The 19,887-nt window shown below is 62.3% G+C and carries 11 protein-coding genes; all 11 read left to right on the top strand.

The genetic code is table 11. The features are described from left to right. Positions 1–79: 79 nt before the first annotated feature. The 11 genes from AC1D2N_RS20060 (at position 80) to glgA (ending at position 19,884) form a co-directional block, all read left to right on the top strand. Positions 80–1,948 (top strand): adenylate/guanylate cyclase domain-containing protein, encoded by a 1,869-nt coding sequence (locus tag AC1D2N_RS20060; RefSeq protein WP_018243560.1) that lies wholly within the window; start codon positions 80–82, stop codon positions 1,946–1,948. A gap of 96 nt (positions 1,949–2,044) precedes the next feature. Further along, positions 2,045–2,722, top strand: a complete 678-nt coding sequence (locus AC1D2N_RS20055; RefSeq protein ID WP_003542898.1) for a response regulator — start codon at positions 2,045–2,047, stop codon at positions 2,720–2,722. After that, positions 2,719–4,101 carry a sensor histidine kinase gene (locus AC1D2N_RS20050; RefSeq protein ID WP_065278067.1) on the top strand — a complete coding sequence of 461 codons (1,383 nt, stop codon included), beginning with the start codon at positions 2,719–2,721 and terminating at the stop codon, positions 4,099–4,101. Before AC1D2N_RS20055 ends, AC1D2N_RS20050 begins: the two co-directional genes overlap by 4 nt. Positions 4,102–4,204: 103 nt before the next feature. Then, entirely contained in the window at positions 4,205–7,531 is a 3,327-nt protein-coding gene (locus AC1D2N_RS20045) for a transglutaminase family protein (RefSeq protein WP_130759014.1), read from the top strand. Positions 7,532–7,568: 37 nt separating this feature from the next. Next, positions 7,569–9,986 carry a circularly permuted type 2 ATP-grasp protein gene (locus tag AC1D2N_RS20040; RefSeq protein ID WP_047622417.1) on the top strand — a complete coding sequence of 806 codons (2,418 nt, stop codon included), beginning with the start codon at positions 7,569–7,571 and terminating at the stop codon, positions 9,984–9,986. 5 nt (positions 9,987–9,991) lie between these two features. Then, positions 9,992–10,870, top strand: a complete 879-nt coding sequence (locus tag AC1D2N_RS20035; RefSeq protein ID WP_047622437.1) for a transglutaminase family protein — start codon at positions 9,992–9,994, stop codon at positions 10,868–10,870. A gap of 115 nt (positions 10,871–10,985) precedes the next feature. Further along, entirely contained in the window at positions 10,986–12,212 is a 1,227-nt protein-coding gene (locus AC1D2N_RS20030) for a TadE/TadG family type IV pilus assembly protein (protein ID WP_047622436.1), read from the top strand. A 277-nt stretch (positions 12,213–12,489) separates the two neighbouring features. Next, on the top strand, positions 12,490–14,952 hold the full coding sequence (locus AC1D2N_RS20025; protein WP_018446060.1) for a glycogen/starch/alpha-glucan phosphorylase: 2,463 nt from the start codon (positions 12,490–12,492) through the stop codon (positions 14,950–14,952). Further along, positions 14,949–17,156 (top strand): 1,4-alpha-glucan branching protein GlgB, encoded by a 2,208-nt coding sequence (gene glgB, locus AC1D2N_RS20020; protein ID WP_446975285.1) that lies wholly within the window; start codon positions 14,949–14,951, stop codon positions 17,154–17,156. The genes AC1D2N_RS20025 and glgB overlap by 4 nt, the downstream gene beginning before the upstream one ends. Before the next feature lie 19 nt (positions 17,157–17,175). Next, positions 17,176–18,438, top strand: a complete 1,263-nt coding sequence (gene glgC, locus AC1D2N_RS20015; protein ID WP_018497547.1) for a glucose-1-phosphate adenylyltransferase — start codon at positions 17,176–17,178, stop codon at positions 18,436–18,438. 3 nt (positions 18,439–18,441) lie between these two features. After that, positions 18,442–19,884, top strand: a complete 1,443-nt coding sequence (gene glgA, locus AC1D2N_RS20010; RefSeq protein ID WP_130759016.1) for a glycogen synthase GlgA — start codon at positions 18,442–18,444, stop codon at positions 19,882–19,884. Positions 19,885–19,887 lie beyond the last annotated feature (3 nt).

Below are 19,887 nucleotides of genomic sequence, written 5' to 3'. Positions count from 1 at the left end.
TCTTATTCGGGTGACGACTCTACGCGACAAAAACTCTATAAAAAGCTAGACTAATCTGGGAAGATCCATGGGAGGGGTCATGGAACGACGACTGAGCGCTATTCTCGCTGCGGATGTCGTCGGCTACAGCCGACTGATGGGCATCGATGAATCCGGCACGTTGCAGGCGTTGAACCGCCATCGCTGCGAGCTGGTCGATATTCGTATATCAGACTACAAGGGCCGGATCGTCAAACTCACCGGCGACGGCATTCTTGCCGAATTCCAGAGCGTGGTGAACGCGGTCGCCTGCGCCGCCGAAATCCAGCGCAGCATGGCCGCCCGCAACGAGAACGTGCCCAAGGACGAGCGCGTCGAATTCCGCATCGGCATCAATCTCGGCGACGTCGTGGTTGAGAACGGCGACATATTCGGAGATGGCGTCAATCTTGCCGCGAGACTCGAGCGTATCGCAGCGCCGGGCGGCATCGCCGTGTCGGCCTCGGTGCGCGATCAGGTCGGCTCACGCCTCAATCTCGGCTTCGAATTCATCGGCGAGCATATGCTGAAGAACATCAGGCAGCCCGTTCAGGTCTATACCGTCAGCTTGGCGCCGCCCACCTCCGCCAGATTGGTGGCGCAGAACCGCAATACCTGCTTCATCGCGGTACTGCCCTTCACCAATATGAGCGGTGATGCAGATCAGGATTACTTCTCCGACGGCATTACCGAAGACATCATCACCGATCTCTCCAAGATCTCCAGCCTGCACGTCGTGCCGCGCAATACCATCTTCACCTACAAGGGCATATCGGTGAAGGTGAAGCGGCTCGCCCAGGAGCTTGGCGTGCGCTACGTGCTCGAGGGAAGCGTCCGCATCTCCGGCAATCGTGTGCGCATTTCCGGCCAGCTGATCGATACCGCCAATGGCGACCATCTCTGGGCCGAGCGTTACGACCGCGACATGACCGACATCTTCGCGATCCAGGACGAGATCACCCATGCGATCGTCGGCCAGTTGAAGGTGCGTCTGTTGCCGGAAGAGAAGAAGGCGATCGCGACGGAGCCAACCGCCAATGTCGAGGCCTACACCTATTATCTCAGGGGCCGCCAGCTCTCCCACACCTGGACCAAATCCTATCTCCAGCTCGCAAGGCGCATGTTCTGCAAGGCAGTCGAGCTCGACCCGGATTATGCTCGCGCCTATGCCGGCATTGCCGATTGCGACGCGGCGATCCGCGATTGGGCTCCTGATGACGTGCCGCTGCGGCGCATCCTCGACATGAGCGCTCGTGCCCTGGCGCTTGATCCCGACCTCCCCGAGGCCCATGCCTCGCACGGCCTGGCCCTACATCAGAGCGGCTATGACGATAGGGCGGCGGCCGCCTTCGAACGTGCCTTGGCGCTCGACCCGAACCTCTTCGAGGCGAATTTCCACTATGCCCGGTTCTTCTTCATGCGGGGTAACTTTGCTGAATCCGTTCAATATTTCACCCGCGCTGCCGAAATCCGTCCGGATGACTATGTCTCACCGATCCATCTGATGTCCGCCTACCGCTCGCTCGGCCGTATGGTGGACACGGAAAACTGGGCGAGCCTCGGCCTGCTGCGCGCCGAACGCGCCCTGAACCTCAATCCGGAAAATTCCGGCCCGGCCCATCGCGGCGCGCTGGCGCTTGCCCATCTCGGCGATGCGGCGAGGGCACGCGACTGGGCTGCCCGCGCGATCGCCATCGATCCCGATGACATCGTCGCGCAGTACAATCTCGCCTGCGTCTATTCCGTCCTCGGCGATGTCGACCAGTCGATCGACCTTCTTGAGAGGCTGCTGCCGAACAGCTCCGTCTACCATATCAAATGGTTCAACAATGATTCCGACCTCGACAACATCCGCGACGATCCCCGCTTCCGGAAACTCCTCGCCGCCGCGATGACACAGCGCGAGCGGATCGAAAGAACCGGGAGCTGAAATCGAGCCTTTCCCGGCCGTTCACCGAATCTTTAAAATCGCTGTGACATCGCTCCGCCACCTCTGTAATCTCCTTTGAAAAACAGGGGGACATCCGTGCGCATCCTGCTCACCGAAGACAATATCGCGCTGGCCGACGGCCTGTCGGCGATCTTGCGCGGCACGGGCCATGCCGTCGATGTCGTCCATGATGGGGCGTCTGCCAATGCGGTCATCGCCGCGGAAAATTTCGATCTGGTGATCCTCGACCTCAACCTGCCCGAGATGGACGGGCTCGACGTGCTGCGCGCCATGCGCGCCCGGCAGAACCAGGCGGCCGTTCTCATCCTGACCGCGCGCGGCACGCCGGAAGAACGGGTGAAGGGGCTCGATCTCGGCGCCGACGACTACCTGATCAAGCCCTTCGACATCGCTGAATTCGAGGCCCGCGTGCGCGTGTTGCTGCGCCGCCAGGCCGGGCTGCGCTCGGCGACGGTCGGCTTCGGCGGCATTTCCTTCGATCTCAATTCCCGCACCTTTTCATCGGGCGCCACGCCCCTCGATATTCCCGCCCGCGAGCTCGGCCTGCTCGAAATCCTCTTCATGCGGGCCGGCAAGGTCGTCGCCAAGGAGGCGATCATTCAATCGCTGACCGCCTTCGACGACGACATTTCCGCAAACGCCATCGAGCAATATGTCAGCCGCCTGCGAAAGCGCCTCTCGCCGCACGGCCTGACCGTGAAGACCGCCCGCGGCATCGGCTATTATCTCGACAAGCTGCCCGAGGCCTCATGAAAGCCGCCTATTCCCTCAGGCGCCGGCTGCTCTTCTGGCTCCTCGTCTCGACAGCCGTCATCGGCACGCTGGCGCTCGCCGATACCTATCGCGAGGCGGTCCAGACCTCGAACATCGTCTCCGACCGCGTGCTCGCCGGCTCAGCGCTGGCAATCGCCGAGCGCGTCGTCGTCGCCGAAGACGGCACGCTGCAGGTCGATATCCCCTATGTCGCGCTTGAAATGCTGACCTCGGCCGCGCAGGATCGCGTCTTCTACCGCGTCGACGGCCCGCCGGGCAAATTCATCACCGGCTACCAGTCCCTGCCGGTTCTGAAGAAGACGCCCGGCGATGGCGCAGCCTTTGCCGACGACACCTTCCGCGGCGAGCCGATCCGCGTCGCCACACTCGAACGCTCCGCCTCGACAGGCATCCGCTCCGTGCCCTTCGTGGTGACGGTCGCCGAAACCACCATTGCCCGCCGGCAGCTGGCGCAGGCGATCCTCGTCCGCTCCGCACTCCGCCTCGCCTTCATGATCGCAGGCGCCGCCGTCATCGTCTGGATCTCGGTCACGGTGGCACTTCGTCCGCTCTACAAGCTCGGCGACGCTATCGGCGAACGCAGCCCTGATGACCTTCATCCGATTAAGCAGACCGTGCCGAGCGAGGTCGAGCCGCTGGTCGATACGGTGAATTCCTTCATGGTCCGCCTGCAATCGGCGCTCGATGCGCTGCGCCATTTCACCGGGAATGCCAGCCATCAGCTGCGCACGCCGCTGGCGATCATCCGCACCCAACTTGCCCTTTCCGCCCGCGCCGGCTCGCTTGATGAGGCGCAGGCGGCGGCACTGAAGGGCGACCAGGCGGTGGCACATGCCGAACGCATCCTCGCCCAGCTTCTGCTGATGGCCAAGATCGACGCCGCCACCGCCAAGGAGGCACTGACCGCTTCCGCCATCGATCTTGCCGCCATCGCCCAGGAAATCACCGGCGAGCAGATCCCGACGGCCGCCGTCGCCGGCATCGATCTCGGCTTCGAGGGCGAAAGCCCGGCGATGGTCCGCGCCGAGCCGCTGCTGATCGGCGAAATGCTGCGCAACCTTGCCGGCAATGCCATCGCTTATGCCGGCAAGGGAGCTGAGGTCACCGTCCGCATTATCGCCGCGTCAGAGACGATCCGCCTCGAAGTCGAGGATAATGGCCCCGGTATTCCCCGCGAGAAGCTGGAGGCGGTGCGCCGACGTTTTTCGCGCGGCAATGAGTCCGGTGCGCCCGGTGCCGGCCTCGGCCTGCCGATCGTCGAAGAAATCGCCAATCTTTTCAACGCCGACCTGACGCTGGAGCCGGGCGCAGATGGCAAAGGCCTGAAAGCGGCCGTCACCTTTGCCAAGGCGGCGTAAGAGCCGTCGACCTTTCCGCCTTGCTTTCTTTCGCTGCATTGCACACACTGATTTTTGGGAACAGCAAGCCGCACGACGATGCGCGCCGGATAAAAAGAGAAATATGTCGATCAAAGCCAGCATCTATCATCTGACGCACTACACCTATGACAAGCCGGTCCGCCTCGGCCCACAGATCATCCGGCTGAAACCTGCCTCGCATTCGAAGACACGGGTGCTCAGCCACTCGCTGAAGGTCACGCCCTCCAATCATTTCGTCAACCTGCAGCAGGACCCTTACGGCAATTACCTTGCCCGCTATGTCTTTCCGGATCCGGTGACGGAATTCAAGATCGAGGTCGATCTCGTCGCCGACATGACGGTCTACAATCCCTTCGACTTCTTCGTCGAGGAAGAGGCGACCAAGTGGCCCTTCGGATACCCTGAAACGATCCAGGAGGATCTGTCGATCTACATGACGCCGGAGCCGGCCGGTCCGCGCTTGAAGGCGCTGCTGCCGACGCTCGACTGGTCGCCCGACCAGCCGACGGTCGATATGATCGTCGGCCTGAATGCCCGCCTGCAGCGGCAGATCGGCTATGTCATCCGCATGGAAACCGGCGTGCAGACGCCGGAGGAAACGCTGGAAAGCGCCAAGGGCTCCTGCCGCGACACCAGCTGGCTGCTCGTCCAGATCCTTCGCCATCTCGGCCTCGCCGCCCGCTTCGTCTCCGGTTATCTCATTCAGCTGACGCCGGACCTGAAGGCGCTCGACGGCCCCTCCGGCACCGAAGTCGATTTCACCGATCTGCACGCTTGGGCGGAGGTCTATCTGCCGGGCGCCGGCTGGGTTGGCCTCGATCCGACGTCCGGCCTGCTGACCGGCGAAAGCCATATCCCGCTTGCCGCAACGCCGCATTACCGCAACGCCGCCCCGATTTCCGGCGGTTATTTCGGCGAGGCCGAAACCGAGTTCGCCTTCGACATGAAGGTCTCGCGCGTCGCCGAACACCCGCGCATCACCAAGCCCTTCTCCGATGAAAGCTGGGAGGAGCTCAACGAACTCGGCGAGAAGGTCGATCGTGTCCTCGAAGCCGAGGACGTGCATCTGACGATGGGCGGCGAGCCGACCTTCGTTTCGATCGACGATTTCCAGTCCGAGGAATGGAACACCGCCGCCGTCGGCCCGACCAAGCGCGAAAAGGCCGACATCCTGATCCGCAAGCTGCAGGAACGCTTCGCCCCCGGCGGTTTCCTGCATTACGGCCAGGGCAAATGGTATCCGGGCGAAAGCCTGCCGCGCTGGACCTTCTCGCTCTACTGGCGCCGCGACGGCAAGCCGGTCTGGCAGAACCTCGATCTGGTCGCCGCCGAAGGCAAGGATACCGGCGTCACCGCCGAGGATGCCGAGAAGCTCCTGACGGCGATCGCAAAGGAACTGGCGATCAAACCTGAGATGGTGCAGCCGGCCTATGAGGATCCGGCCGACTGGATCATCAAGGAAGGCAACCTTCCCGAAAATGTCGATCCGGCAAATTCGAAGCTGAAGGATCCCGAGGAACGCAACCGCATCGCCCGCGTTTTCGCCCGCGGCCTCACCGTCGCGACCGGTTACGTCCTTCCGGTCCAGGCATGGAACGCCAAGGCAGCGGAAAGCCGAGTCTGGATCAGCGAGAAATGGCGCACCCGCCGCGGCAAGATCTTCCTCGTCCCGGGCGACAGCCCGATCGGTTATCGCCTGCCGCTCGGCACGTTGCCCTATGTCCCCCCGGCGCGTTATCCCTATATCCACCCCGCCGATCCGACGATCCCGCGCGGACCGCTGCCAGATGTCTTCGTACCGGCCGGCCGGGCCATGCCGGAAGCCTCTTTCCATGCCGACGAGAGCAATCGCGGCCGGATCGAACAGACGCTCGGTGAACTCCGCGGTGCCGTGCGCACCGCCATGTCGGTCGAGCCGCGCGACGGCAGGCTCTGCGTCTTCATGCCGCCGGTCGAGCGCATCGAGGATTATCTCGAGCTGATCGCGGCTGCCGAAAACGCCGCCGCCGAGCTCAAGCTTCCGGTCCATATCGAAGGTTACCCGCCGCCGCAGGACGAGCGCATCAACGTCATTCGTGTCGCCCCGGATCCCGGCGTCATCGAGGTCAATATTCATCCAGCCTCGAACTGGAAGGACTGCGTCGACATCACCACGGCGATTTACGAGGAGGCGCGCGCGACGCGGCTCGGCGCCGACAAGTTCATGATCGATGGTCGCCACACCGGCACCGGCGGCGGCAACCACGTCGTCGTCGGCAGCGCCAATCCGAACAACAGCCCCTTCCTGCGACGTCCCGATCTCTTGAAGAGCGTCGTCCTCCACTGGCAGCGCCATCCCTCGCTCTCCTACCTCTTCTCCGGCATGTTCATCGGCCCGACCAGCCAGGCGCCGCGCATCGACGAGGCTCGTCACGACAGCCTCTACGAGCTGGAAATCGCCATGGCGCAGATCGCCGCTCCCGGCCGCGGCCAGCAGCCGCTGCCCTGGCTCGTCGACCGCCTGTTCCGCAATCTGTTGACCGACGTCACCGGCAACACCCACCGTGCCGAGATCTGCATCGACAAGCTGTTCTCACCCGACGGCCCGACCGGACGGCTCGGCCTCATCGAGTTCCGCGGCTTCGAGATGCCGCCGAACGCACGCATGTCGCTTGCCCAGCAATTGCTGGTGCGCGCGCTGATCGCCCGCTTCTGGGTCAACCCGGTCGACGGCAAATTCGTCCGCTGGGGTACGACCCTGCATGACCGCTTCATGCTGCCGCATTTCGTCTGGGCCGATTTCCTCGACGTGCTTGCCGACCTTCGTGAAAATGGCTTCGACGTCAGCCCGGAATGGTTCAAGGCCCAGCTCGAATTCCGCTTCCCCTTCTGCGGCGAAGTCGAATATGAGGGCTCGAAGCTGGAACTGCGCCAGGCGCTGGAGCCTTGGCATGTCATGGGCGAGGAAGGCGCGCCGGGCGGTACCGTCCGCTACGTCGACAGCTCCGTCGAGCGCCTTCAAGTGCGGCTCGAAACCAGCAATACCGCGCGTTATACCGTCACCTGCAATGGCCGCACCCTGCCGCTGACGCCGACCGGCACCGCCGGCGTGTCGGTGGCCGGCGTCCGCTACAAGGCATGGCAACCGTCCTCCGGCCTGCATCCTGTCCTGCCGATCAACACACCTTTGACCTTTGACATTTATGATACATGGTCGAAGCGTTCGATCGGCGGCTGCATCTATCATGTTGCCCATCCGGGCGGCCGGACCTATGACACCTTCCCGGTCAACGGCAACGAGGCGGAAGCAAGGCGGCTCGCCCGCTTCGAGCCGTGGGGACATACGGCGGGCGGTTATATCCCGCGCGCCGAGACAGGTTCGCTTGAATTCCCGCTGACGCTGGATTTGAGGCGGCCCGCCGGAATTTAAGGCCGAGGATTGGGGCCGGGGGTAAGGCTGGATTTTGATGGGTAAGAGGCCGGCAGCGGAGCGCAGGGGAGAGGCAGAGGAACGTATCGTCAAGGATGCGGCCTTCGACTATGCGCCGCTTCCTGGTTCCGCCGACGAGATGGTCGACAACAAAGGCGCTGTCCGCCCGGTCTGGCAGCGTTTCCTCTCGCATCTGAGCACGATGCCGGAAAAGGATCTCGCCGAGCGTTTCGCCCGCGCCGACCGCTACCTCCGGGATGCGGGAGTCTTCTACCGCGCCTATGGCAGCAAAGGCACCGGCGAACGCGCCTGGCCGATCTCGCATATCCCGGTGCTGATCGACGAGCGCGAATGGAAGACACTGTCGGCGGGCCTCGTCCAGCGCGCCGACCTGCTGGAGGCGATCGTTGCCGATATCTACGGCGACAACCGACTGGTGGAGGAAGGCGTCCTGCCGCCGGCGCTGATGGCCGCCAATCCCGAATTCCAGCGCCCGCTCGCCGGCATCCGGCCAGGCTCCGGCCATTATCTGCATTTCTGCGCCTTCGAGATCGGCCGCGGACCTGACGGCAACTGGTGGGTGCTGGCCGACAGGACGCAGGCGCCCTCAGGCGCCGGTTTCGCGCTGGAAAGCCGCGTCGCGACAACCCGGGCCTTCTCGGATATCTATGCCGAAACCCCGGTCCATCGCCTCGCTTCCTTCTTCGGCGCCTTCCGTGACGCGCTTCAGGGCATGAAACATTCGGGCGACGACCGGATCGCCGTGCTGACGCCCGGCCCCGCCAACGAGACCTATTACGAGCACGCCTACATCGCCCGCTATCTCGGCTTCATGCTGCTCGAGGGCGAGGACCTGACCGTCGTCAAGGGCCGCGTCATGGTGCGCACCGTCGCCGGTCTGAAGCCGATCGGCGTACTCTGGCGCCGTCTCGATTCGGCCTTTGCCGATCCGCTGGAGCTGAACCAGAATTCGCATATCGGCACGCCCGGCCTGGTGGAAGCGCTGCGCGCCGAAAGCGTCACCATCGTCAATGCGCTCGGCACCGGCGTTCTCGAAACCCGGGCGCTTCTGGCCTTCATGCCGACCATCTGCCACCGTCTGCTGGGGGAGGATCTGCAACTGCCCTCGATCGCCACCTGGTGGTGCGGCCAGAAGGAAGAGCGTGAGCACGTCGCAAAGAACATCGAGAAGATGGTCATCGGCCCGGCCTATTCCCGGGCGCCCTTCTTCGACGACAACGGCGAATCCGTGCTCGGCTCCTCGCTGCGTGCCACCGCCAGGGATTCCATCACCGACTGGCTAAATTCGGATGGCCCGAAACTGGTCGGCCAGGAGGTCGTCACGCTGTCGACGACGCCGGCCTGGGTTGACGGCAAGCTCGTGCCGCGGCCGATGTCGCTGCGCGTCTTCGCCGCCCGCACCGCAAATGGCTGGCAGATCATGCCCGGCGGGTTTGCCCGAATCGGCTCCGGCGCCGATGTCGCAGCCATCGCCATGCAGTCGGGCGGAGCGGCCGCCGACGTCTGGATCGTCAGTGACAAGCCGGTCGAGCGCCACACGCTGCTGCCGGCCGAGGGCAGCTTCACCCGCAACATGCCGGGCAGCCTGCCGAGCCGAGCAGCCGATAATCTGTTCTGGCTCGGCCGCTACATCGAACGCGCCGAAGGGGCGCTGCGCATCCTGCGCGCCTGGCATGCGCGTTACGCCGAAGCTGCCGATCCGAACCAGCCGCTGCTCGCCGATGTCTCCGAGTATCTCACGGCCGTCGATATCGATACCGCCGAGGCCGTGCCGGAAACGCTTTTGCGCAACATCGACAGCGCCGTCTATTCGGCGAGCAACATCCGCGACCGTTTCTCGCCGGACGGCTGGCTGGCACTCAACGATCTCGCCAAGACCGCCCGCCGCTTTCACGTCACCGTCGCTGCCGGCGACGATGCCAGCCATGCGATGACGATCCTTCTGCGTAAACTCGCGGGCTTCGCCGGCCTTGTGCACGAGAACATGTACCGCTTCACCGGCTGGCGCTTCCTCTCGCTCGGACGCTATATCGAGCGCGGCCTGCACATGACGCGCCTGCTCGGCCACATGTCCGGCCCGGAAGCGCCTGACGGCGCCCTCGACATGCTGCTCGAGATCGGCGACAGCGTCATGACCCACCGCCGCCGCTACAACGTCAACACGGCGCGGCTGACCGTCACCGACTTGCTGGCGCTCGACCCCCTTAACCCCCGCTCGGTCCTCTTCCAGGTGAACGAGATCCATCACGAGGTCGAGCAGCTGCCGAATGCCCTGATCAACGGCCAGATGTCGCCCTTCTACCGCGAGGCGATGCGGCTCCATTCCGGCCTGGCGGTGATGACGCCGGAGGGCATGGGGGTCGAGGTCTATCAACGGCTCGAACGCGAATTGGAGCAGCTTTCCGATCTGCTCGCCCAGACCTATCTCGGGTGACGGCGATGCTCTACGATCTCTCCCTCCACATGGGTTACATCTACGACGTGCCGGCCTCCGGCGCCCGCCACGTCATGCGCCTGATGCCGCTGTCGCTGCCCAACCGGCAGCGCCTGGTCGCCGGCTCGATCACCATCTCGCCGACGCCGGACGAGCAGTCACATTTCGTCGATTTCTTCCATCATCCCACCACCTCCTTCATGCTGCGCGCGCCGCACGAGACGCTCGACATTCGCATGCAAGCCCGCGTGCAGGTGGAAAGCCAGCCGATCGCCGCCGATTTCTCGCCGTTGCTTGCCGACTTGCCGGAGGAGATATCAGGCATCTGGTCGTTGGCGCCGGATTCGCCGCACCATTTCCTTGGCGACAGCCCGCGCCTGACCCAAGCGCGCGAGATCGCGGACTATGCGCGAAGCTGCGCCATGCCTGAGCTGACGGCGATGCAGATCGCCCATGCGCTCTGTGCCCGCATCAACAAGGATTTCACCTACGACCCCGACGCGACGACGGTGGACACGACGCCGCTCGAGGCGTTCAAGTTGAAGCGCGGCGTCTGCCAGGATTTCACCCACATCATGATCCTGGCGCTCCGAAGCCTCGGCATTCCGGCCGGCTACGTCTCCGGTTTCCTGCGCACCATCCCACCCCCCGGCAAGGAACGGCTGGAAGGAGCGGACGCCATGCATGCCTGGGTGCGGATCTGGTGTGGTGAGACGATCGGCTGGATCGAGCTCGATCCGACCAACAACATCCCCGCCGGCACGGACCACATCGTCGTCGCCTATGGCCGCGACTATTCCGACGTCGTTCCCGTCATCGGCGTATTGAAAAGCTATGGCGGCCAACGCGCCGTCCAGGCGGTCGACGTGATCCCGCTAAAATAATCCCAAAACTGGAAAAATCCGACGATTCGTTAAAATTCTATTGACGCCGTAAGGACAGCGGAAAGGAGGGGCGTGGCTAATATCACCTCACAGGGCCTCCAGTTGGGTGAACATGATGAGCACCTCCTTTTTGCAAAATCCCTGCCTGCGTCGCATGCTTGGCGACCGTGGCGGTAATTTCGGAATGATGACGGCGATCCTGCTGCCCGTCCTTTTTGGGGCGGCCGGCATGGCGATCCAGGTGGGCGATATGCTGCTGTCGAAACAGCAGTTGCAGGAAGCAGCCGATTCGGCGGCGCTCGCAACCGCCACCGCGCTGGCGAACGGCACGATCTCAACCGCTGAGGCCGAAACGTTTGCACGGAATTTCGTCGCGGGGCAGATGGCGAATTACCTGCAGAGCGGCACCGATATCAAGAGCTCAACGGGCGTGAATGTCCAAACAACGACATCGGGCAAATCGACATCCTACCAAGTAACGGTTTCGCCGAGTTACGACCTCACGGTCAATCCGCTGATGCAGGCGGTTGGCTTCAAGACACAGCATCTCTCGACCTCTGGCACGACGGTCGGCGGGCATTCACAGACCCAAGGCTCGATCTCTATGTTCCTCGCACTCGATAAATCGGGGTCAATGGGAGATCCTACCGCCACCGTCACGACGGAATCATACACCTATAAATGCAACCCTCACCTCAACCAAAACGGTAAGACGACAATCTACGACACCTGCACCGGCACGCGTACGCGTTATTATACAAAAATAGAAGCACTGAAGCTCGCCGCCGGCAATCTTTTTGATCAGCTCAATAGCGCGGATCCCAATGCCGAATATGTACGCACAGGCGCGGTATCCTACGATCTCGTTGAGTACACGGCGAGCAAGCTCGCTTGGGGAACTACCGCTGTCACCGGCTATGTCAACGCGCTTCAGTCGGGAGGTGGCACGAATTCAAGCGGCGCGGTGAATACGGCTTACACGTCTCTCACCGCCAAGAACGCCGCGGGCAATGACGCCGAAGACGCCGCCCACCAGCAGAAGACCGGGCAAGTGCCCAAGAAGTACATCGTTTTTATGACAGACGGCGACAATAACAATGATAGCAGCGGCGGCCGTTCCTACGACACCGCGACCAAGAAGACATGCGACGCCGCCAAGTCCAAGGGCATCGAAATCTATACGATCGCCTTCATGGCACCCGCGGGCGGGCAGGCGCTGCTGCATTACTGCGCCTCCGATGACGCGCATTATTTCCAGGCGGAAAAGATGGAAGACCTCCTGGCCGCTTTTCAAGCGATCGGAGCGAAGGCCTCCGCACAGCTGACGCGCCTGACGAACTGACGATCGGTCCCGGCGAAAAGCCGAACAAAAAAGCCGCTGCGGAACAAACCGGAGCGGCTTTTCGTTATCCTCGTTCGGCCCATCAGATCGAGAAAAGCGATTGAAATCAACCCCCTCAACCCGTGTGAATATGAAGGTTTCGCAAATTTTTCGTTTGCCCAAATCCCTTGTTGCAAGTGCTTAGTAACGATGCATAAACTGTCGGCTGCGCAAGCGACAAATTGATTGAATCAGGCATAACATCCTGAAACAAAATTAAAATTGGCGAGACCTGACGATGAACACTGTTTCCAAGCCGATCATCCCCTCCCCCGCCCCTCGCAGTTCAAGGCCGGAAATTCTCGCTGAAGAAATCATCGAACGTCTGACCTACCGCATCGGCAAGGACGCCAAGGTGGCAAAGCCACATGACTGGCTGACGGCGACGATCCTGGTAGTGCGCGACCGCATCATCGACAGGTGGATGGCGTCTACCCGCGAGGTTTATGCAACCGGCGCCAAGCGCGTCTATTATCTTTCTCTTGAATTCCTGATCGGCCGCCTGATGCGCGACGCCGTTTCCAACCTCGGCCTGATGGAGGAGGTGCGCGATGCGCTCGCCTCGCTCGGCGTCGACGTCAACGTCATTGCCGGCCTGGAGCCGGATGCCGCACTCGGCAACGGCGGCCTCGGCCGTCTGGCTGCCTGTTTCATGGAGAGCATGGCGACGGTCGACGTTCCGGCCTATGGCTATGGCATCCGCTACGTTCACGGCCTCTTCCGCCAGCAGTTGGCCGACGGCTGGCAGGTGGAACTGCCGGAAAACTGGCTCGCCCATGGCAATCCCTGGGAATTCGAGCGCCGAGAAAGCTCCTATGAAATCGGCTTCGGCGGCGCCGTCGAATTCATCACCACCCATGACGACCAGCCGCGCTACGTCTGGAAACCGGCCGAGCGCGTCATTGCCGCCGCCTTCGACACGCCGGCCGTCGGCTGGCGCGGCAAGCGCGTCAACACGCTGCGCCTCTGGTCGGCGCAACCGATCGATCCGATCCTGCTCGATGCCTTCAACGCCGGCGACCACATCGGCGCGCTCCGCGAAAGCAACAAGGCCGAAAGCCTGACCCGCGTTCTCTATCCTGCCGACGCCACCCCGGCCGGCCAGGAACTGCGTCTGCGCCAGGAATTCTTCTTCTCGTCGGCCTCACTGCAGGACATCCTGCGCCGCCATCTGCAGCAATATGACGATTTCACCTCGCTGCCGGACAAGGTGGCGATCCAGCTGAACGACACCCACCCCGCCGTCTCGGTTGCCGAACTCGTGCGCCTGCTCTGCGACGTACACGGGATGGATTTCGATCAAGCCTGGGAAATCACCCGCAATACCTTCTCCTACACCAACCACACGCTTCTGCCCGAAGCGCTGGAAAGCTGGGCGGTACCGCTGTTCGAGCGTCTGCTGCCGCGCCATATGCAGATCATCTATGCGATCAATGCCAAGATCCTGATCGATGCCCGCAAGGGCAAGAACTTCTCCGATGGGGAAATCCGCTCGATCTCGCTGATCGATGAAAGCGGCGATCGCCGCGTGCGCATGGGCAACCTGGCTTTCGTCGGCTCGCATTCGATCAACGGCGTCTCGGCCCTGCACACCGACCTGATGAAGGTCACAGTCTTCGCCGACCTGCACAAGCTCTATCCCGACCGCATCAACAACAAGACCAACGGCATCACGCCGCGCCGCTGGTTGCAGCAGTGCAATCCCGGTCTCACCGGCCTGATCCGCGAGGCGATCGGCGACGAATTCCTCGATGATGCCGAGAAGCTGCGTGCGCTCGACGTGCATTCCTCCGATCCGGCTTTCCAGCAGAAGTTCGCAGCGGTAAAGCGCGCCAACAAGGTGGCACTCTCCAACCTGGTCGCCAGCCGCATGGGTGTGAAGCTCGATCCGTCGGCGATGTTCGATATCCAGATCAAGCGTATCCACGAATATAAGCGCCAGCTGCTGAACATCATCGAGGCCGTCGCGCTCTATGACCAGATCCGCTCGCATCCCGAGCTTGACTGGGTGCCGCGCGTGAAACTCTTCGCCGGCAAGGCGGCGCCAAGTTATTACAATGCCAAGCTCATCATCAAGCTGATCAACGACGTCTCGCGCACGATCAACAACGATCCGTCGGTACGCGGCCTGCTGAAAATCGTCTTCGTGCCGAACTACAATGTCTCGCTCGCCGAAGTCATGGTTCCGGCCGCTGACCTCTCGGAGCAGATCTCGACCGCCGGCATGGAAGCGTCCGGCACGGGCAACATGAAGTTCGGCCTCAATGGCGCGCTGACGATCGGCACGCTCGATGGCGCCAATGTCGAGATGCGCGACAATGTCGGCGAGGACAACATCGTCATCTTCGGCCTCAAGGCCGACGAGGTGTCGAAGGTCCGCAGTGATGGCCACAATCCCCGCGCCATCATCGAGGGATCGCGCGAACTCGCCCAGGCGCTTGCCGCTATCGGTTCCGGCGTCTTCTCGCCCGATGACCGCAATCGCTACACGGCGCTGATCGACGGCATCTATTCGCATGACTGGTTCATGGTCGCTGCCGACTTCGACGCCTATGCCCAGGCCCAGCGGGAAGTCGACCAGATCTGGACCAACCAGTCCGCCTGGTACACCAAGACGATCAACAATACGGCGCGAATGGGCTGGTTCTCTTCCGACCGAACCATCAGGCAATATGCAGACGAAATCTGGAGAGCCGGATGAAAACGCCGAAGACCGTCCCTGAAGTAAAGCTTTCCTGGGAAATTTCGGCAGATGAAATCACGGCGATCCTTGCCGGCTCGCATTCCAATCCCTTTGCCGTCCTGGGTGTGCACCAGGCCGGTGACGCCTTCGTTGCCCGGTGTTTCATCCCGGGCGCGGAGGAGGTGACCGCCATGACGCTCGACGGCAGCGTCATCGGCGAGCTGAAACAGCTCCATGCCGAAGGCGTCTTTGCCGGCCCGGTTTCCCTCACGAAGCTCCAGCCGGTGCGTTACCGCGCCCGGCGCGGCGATGCCGAATGGGCAGTCACCGATCCCTATAGTTTCGGTCCGGTGCTCGGACCGATGGACGATTATTTCGCCCGCCAGGGTTCGCACCTGCGCCTATTCGACAAGATGGGCGCCCATCTCATCAAGCATGACGGCGCCCAGGGCATCCATTTCGCCGTCTGGGCGCCGAATGCGCAGCGCGTCTCTGTCGTCGGCGATTTCAACAATTGGGACGGCCGTCGCCATGTGATGCGCTTCCGCTCCGATAGCGGCATCTGGGAAATCTTTGCCCCTGACGTACCGATCGGCGTCGCCTATAAGTTCGAAATCCGCGGCCAGGACGGCGTATTGCTGCCGCTGAAGGCCGATCCCTTCGCGCGGCGCAGCGAGCTCCGACCGAAGACCGCCTCCATCGCCGCCGCCGAACTGGTCCAGGAGTGGGAAGACGAGGCCCATCTGAAGCACTGGCGCGAGACCGACAAGCGCCGCCAACCGATCTCGATCTACGAGGTGCATGCCGCCTCCTGGCAACGCCGGCAGGACGGCACGATGCTGTCCTGGGACGAGCTCGCCTCCAGCCTCATCCCCTATTGCGCCGACATGGGCTTCACCCATATCGAATTCCTGCCGATCACCGAGTACCCCTACGACCCCTCCTGGGGTTACCAGACGACCGGCCTCTACGCGCCGACCGCGCGTTTCGGCGAGCCGGAGGGTTTCGCCCGTTTCGTCAATGGCTGCCACAAGGTCGGCATCGGCGTCATCCTCGACTGGGTGCCGGCGCATTTTCCGACCGACGAGCATGGCCTCGGCTGGTTCGACGGCACGGCACTCTACGAGCACGAAGACCCGCGCAAGGGCTTCCACCCGGACTGGAGCACGGCGATCTACAATTTCGGCCGCACCGAGGTTGTTTCCTATCTCGTCAACAACGCGCTCTACTGGGCCGAAAAATTCCATCTCGATGGTCTGCGTGTCGATGCCGTCGCCTCGATGCTCTACCTTGATTATTCCCGCAAGCACGGCGAATGGATCCCGAACGAATATGGCGGCAACGAGAACCTCGAAGCGGTCCGTTTTCTGCAGGATCTCAACATCCGCCTCTACGGCAATCATTCCAACGTCATGACCATTGCCGAGGAATCGACCTCCTGGCCGAAGGTCTCGCAGCCCGTGCATGAAGGCGGCCTCGGCTTCGGCTTCAAGTGGAATATGGGCTTCATGCACGATACGCTGAGCTACATGAGCCGCGATCCGATCTACCGCGGGCACCACCACAACGAGCTCACCTTCGGCCTGCTCTACGCCTATTCGGAAAATTTCGTCTTGCCGCTCTCGCATGACGAGGTTGTTCACGGAAAAGGCTCGCTGATCGCCAAAATGCCGGGCGACGACTGGCAGAAATTCGCCAATCTGCGCGCCTACTACGCTTATATGTGGGGCTATCCCGGCAAGAAGCTGTTGTTCATGGGCCAGGAATTCGCCCAGTGGAGCGAGTGGAGCGAGGAGAAGTCGCTCGACTGGAACCTGCTTCAGTATCGCATGCACGAGGGCATGCGGCGTCTGGTGCGCGACCTCAATTTCACCTATCGCAGCAAGCCGGCACTGCATGAGCGTGACTGCGAGGGCGAAGGTTTCGAATGGCTGGTCGCCGATGACCACCAGAATTCCGTCTTTGCCTGGCTGCGCAAGGCGCCGGGCCAGAAGCCGGTCGCCGTCATCACCAATTTCACCCCTGTCTACCGCGAGAACTACTCGATCCGCCTGCCGTCCGCAGGCCGCTGGCGGGAAATCCTGAACACCGATGCCGACATTTACGGCGGTAGCGGCAAGGGCAACGGCGGGCGCGTGCAGGCCGTCGATGCCGGCGGCAACATCACCTGCTCGATTACCTTGCCGCCCTTGGCGACAATCATGCTTGAACCTGAAAATTAGTGACTGGTGGGAGGAGAAAATGGTAGAAAAACGCGTTCAGCCACTTGCCCGCGATGCAATGGCTTATGTCCTGGCGGGCGGTAGGGGAAGCCGTCTCAAGGAACTCACCGACCGGCGTGCCAAGCCGGCCGTCTATTTTGGCGGCAAGGCCCGCATCATCGATTTCGCCCTGTCGAACGCCCTGAATTCCGGCATCCGCCGCATTGGCGTCGCGACGCAATACAAGGCGCACTCGCTGATCCGTCACATGCAGCGCGGCTGGAACTTCTTCCGCCCTGAGCGCAACGAGAGCTTCGATATCCTGCCCGCCAGCCAGCGCGTCTCCGAGACGCAATGGTACGAGGGCACGGCCGACGCCGTCTATCAGAACATCGACATCATCCAGGATTACGGCGTCGAATACATGGTCATCCTTGCGGGCGACCACGTCTACAAGATGGACTACGAATGGATGCTGCAGCAGCACGTCGATTCCGGCGCCGACGTCACCATCGGCTGCCTGGAAGTGCCGCGCATGGAAGCGGTCGGCTTCGGCGTCATGCATGTCAACGACAAGGACGAGATCATCGCCTTCGTCGAGAAACCGGCCGATCCGCCGCCCATTCCCGACAAGCCGGATTTCGCTCTCGCCTCGATGGGCATCTACGTCTTCCACACCAAGTTCCTGCTCGATGCGCTACGTCGCGACGCCGCCGACCCGACCTCGAGCCGCGACTTCGGCAAGGACATTATCCCCTATATCGTCAAGAACGGTAAGGCGGTCGCTCACCGCTTCGCCAAGTCCTGCGTCCGTTCGGATTTCGAGCACGAACCCTACTGGCGCGACGTCGGCACGATCGACGCCTATTGGCAAGCCAATATCGACCTGACGGCGATCGTTCCGGAGCTTGATATCTACGACAAGTCCTGGCCGATCTGGACCTATGCCGAGATCACCCCGCCGGCGAAATTCGTCCATGACGACGAGGATCGCCGCGGCTCGGCCACCTCCTCCGTTGTGTCAGGCGATTGTATCATCTCGGGCGCCATGCTCAACAACAGCCTGCTCTTCACGGGTGTCAGGGCCAACTCCTTCTCCAAGATGGAAGGGGCGGTCATCCTGCCGAACGTGAAGATCGGGCGGCGCGCGCAGCTCAAGAATGTGGTGATCGACCATGGCGTCGTCATTCCGGAAGGTCTGGTCGTCGGCGAGGATCCCGAGCTCGATGCCAAGCGCTTCCGGCGGACGGAAAGCGGCATCTGCCTGATCACCCAACCGATGATCGACAAGCTGGATATCTAACTTATGAAAGTTCTTTCGGTTTCGTCCGAAGTCTTCCCTTTGATCAAGACAGGGGGTCTGGCCGATGTGTCCGGCGCCCTGCCGATTGCTCTGAAAGCCTTCGGGGTCGAGACCAAGACCCTTCTGCCCGGCTATCCCGCCGTCATAAAGGTCATTCGCGACCCGGTCGTCAGGCTCGAATTCCCCGACCTGCTCGGTGAGCGGGCGACCGTGCTCGAGGTCCAGCACGAGGGGCTCGATCTGCTCATCCTCGATGCGCCGGCCTATTACGACAGGCCGGGCGGGCCCTATCTCGATCCGCTCGGCAAGGACTATCCCGACAACTGGCGTCGGTTCGCCGCCCTGTCACTCGCCGCCTCCGAGATCGCCGCCGGCCTGCTGCCCGGCTGGCGGCCGGATCTCGTCCACACCCACGACTGGCAGGCGGCGCTGACGTCGGTCTATATGCGCTATTATCCGACGCGGGAACTGCCGAGCGTACTGACCATTCATAACATCGCCTTCCAGGGCCAGTTCGGTTCCGAGATCTTTCCCGGCCTACGCCTGCCTGCCCATGCCTTCGCCACCGAAAGCATCGAATATTACGGCACGATCGGCTTCCTCAAAGGCGGCCTCAAGACTGCGCATGCGATCACGACGGTCAGCCCAACCTATGCCGATGAGATTCTGACGTCGGAATTCGGCATGGGGCTCGAGGGCGTCATCGCCAGCCGCATCGACGATCTGCACGGCATCGTCAACGGCATCGACACCGATATCTGGAACCCGGCGACCGATCCTGTCGTCCACACCCATTACGGCCCGACGACGCTGAAGAACCGCGAGGAGAACCGTCGGTCGATCGCCGAATTCTTCGGCCTCGATAATGACGACGCCCCGATCTTCTGCGTCATCAGCCGTCTCACCTGGCAGAAGGGCATGGATATCGTCGCCAATGTCGCCGATGAGATCGTCGCCATGGGCGGCAAGCTCGTCGTGCTCGGCTCCGGCGAAGCTGCACTTGAAGGCGCGCTGCTCGCCTCCGCCAGCCGCCATCCCGGCCGCATCGGCGTCTCGATCGGCTATAACGAGCCGATGTCGCACCTGATGCAGGCCGGCTGCGATGCGATCATCATCCCCTCGCGCTTCGAACCCTGCGGCCTGACCCAGCTTTACGGCCTGCGTTACGGCTGCGTGCCGATCGTCGCCCGCACCGGCGGTTTGAATGACACGGTGATCGACGCCAATCACGCCGCACTTGCGGCGAAAGTCGCAACCGGCATACAATTTGCACCCGTAACCGAAACAGGCATGCTACAGGCAATCCGCCGTGCGATGCATTTTTATCAGGACCGAAAACTCTGGACCCAATTGCAAAAGCAGGGCATGAAATCGGATGTCTCCTGGGAGAAGAGCGCCGAACGCTACGCTGCCCTCTATTCAAGCCTCGTCTCGAAAGGCATGTGAACT

It is taken from the genome of Rhizobium sp. P1_B8 (genome assembly GCF_056406515.1).
The sequence above is the reverse complement of the archived record's forward strand: the minus strand, read 5'-3'. Positions and strand labels throughout refer to the sequence as shown.

What these genes read in the sequence shown, in the direction of transcription:
- AC1D2N_RS20060 (WP_018243560.1), top strand. Translation starts at nt 80, where the DNA reads ATGGAACGACGACTGAGCGCTATTCTCGCTGCGGATGTCGTCGGCTAC.
- AC1D2N_RS20050 (WP_065278067.1), top strand. Translation starts at nt 2,719, where the DNA reads ATGAAAGCCGCCTATTCCCTCAGGCGCCGGCTGCTCTTCTGGCTCCTC.
- AC1D2N_RS20045 (WP_130759014.1), top strand. Translation starts at nt 4,205, where the DNA reads ATGTCGATCAAAGCCAGCATCTATCATCTGACGCACTACACCTATGAC.
- AC1D2N_RS20040 (WP_047622417.1), top strand. Translation starts at nt 7,569, where the DNA reads ATGGGTAAGAGGCCGGCAGCGGAGCGCAGGGGAGAGGCAGAGGAACGT.
- AC1D2N_RS20035 (WP_047622437.1), top strand. Translation starts at nt 9,992, where the DNA reads ATGCTCTACGATCTCTCCCTCCACATGGGTTACATCTACGACGTGCCG.
- AC1D2N_RS20030 (WP_047622436.1), top strand. Translation starts at nt 10,986, where the DNA reads ATGAGCACCTCCTTTTTGCAAAATCCCTGCCTGCGTCGCATGCTTGGC.
- AC1D2N_RS20025 (WP_018446060.1), top strand. Translation starts at nt 12,490, where the DNA reads ATGAACACTGTTTCCAAGCCGATCATCCCCTCCCCCGCCCCTCGCAGT.
- glgB (WP_446975285.1), top strand. Translation starts at nt 14,949, where the DNA reads ATGAAAACGCCGAAGACCGTCCCTGAAGTAAAGCTTTCCTGGGAAATT.
- glgC (WP_018497547.1), top strand. Translation starts at nt 17,176, where the DNA reads ATGGTAGAAAAACGCGTTCAGCCACTTGCCCGCGATGCAATGGCTTAT.
- glgA (WP_130759016.1), top strand. Translation starts at nt 18,442, where the DNA reads ATGAAAGTTCTTTCGGTTTCGTCCGAAGTCTTCCCTTTGATCAAGACA.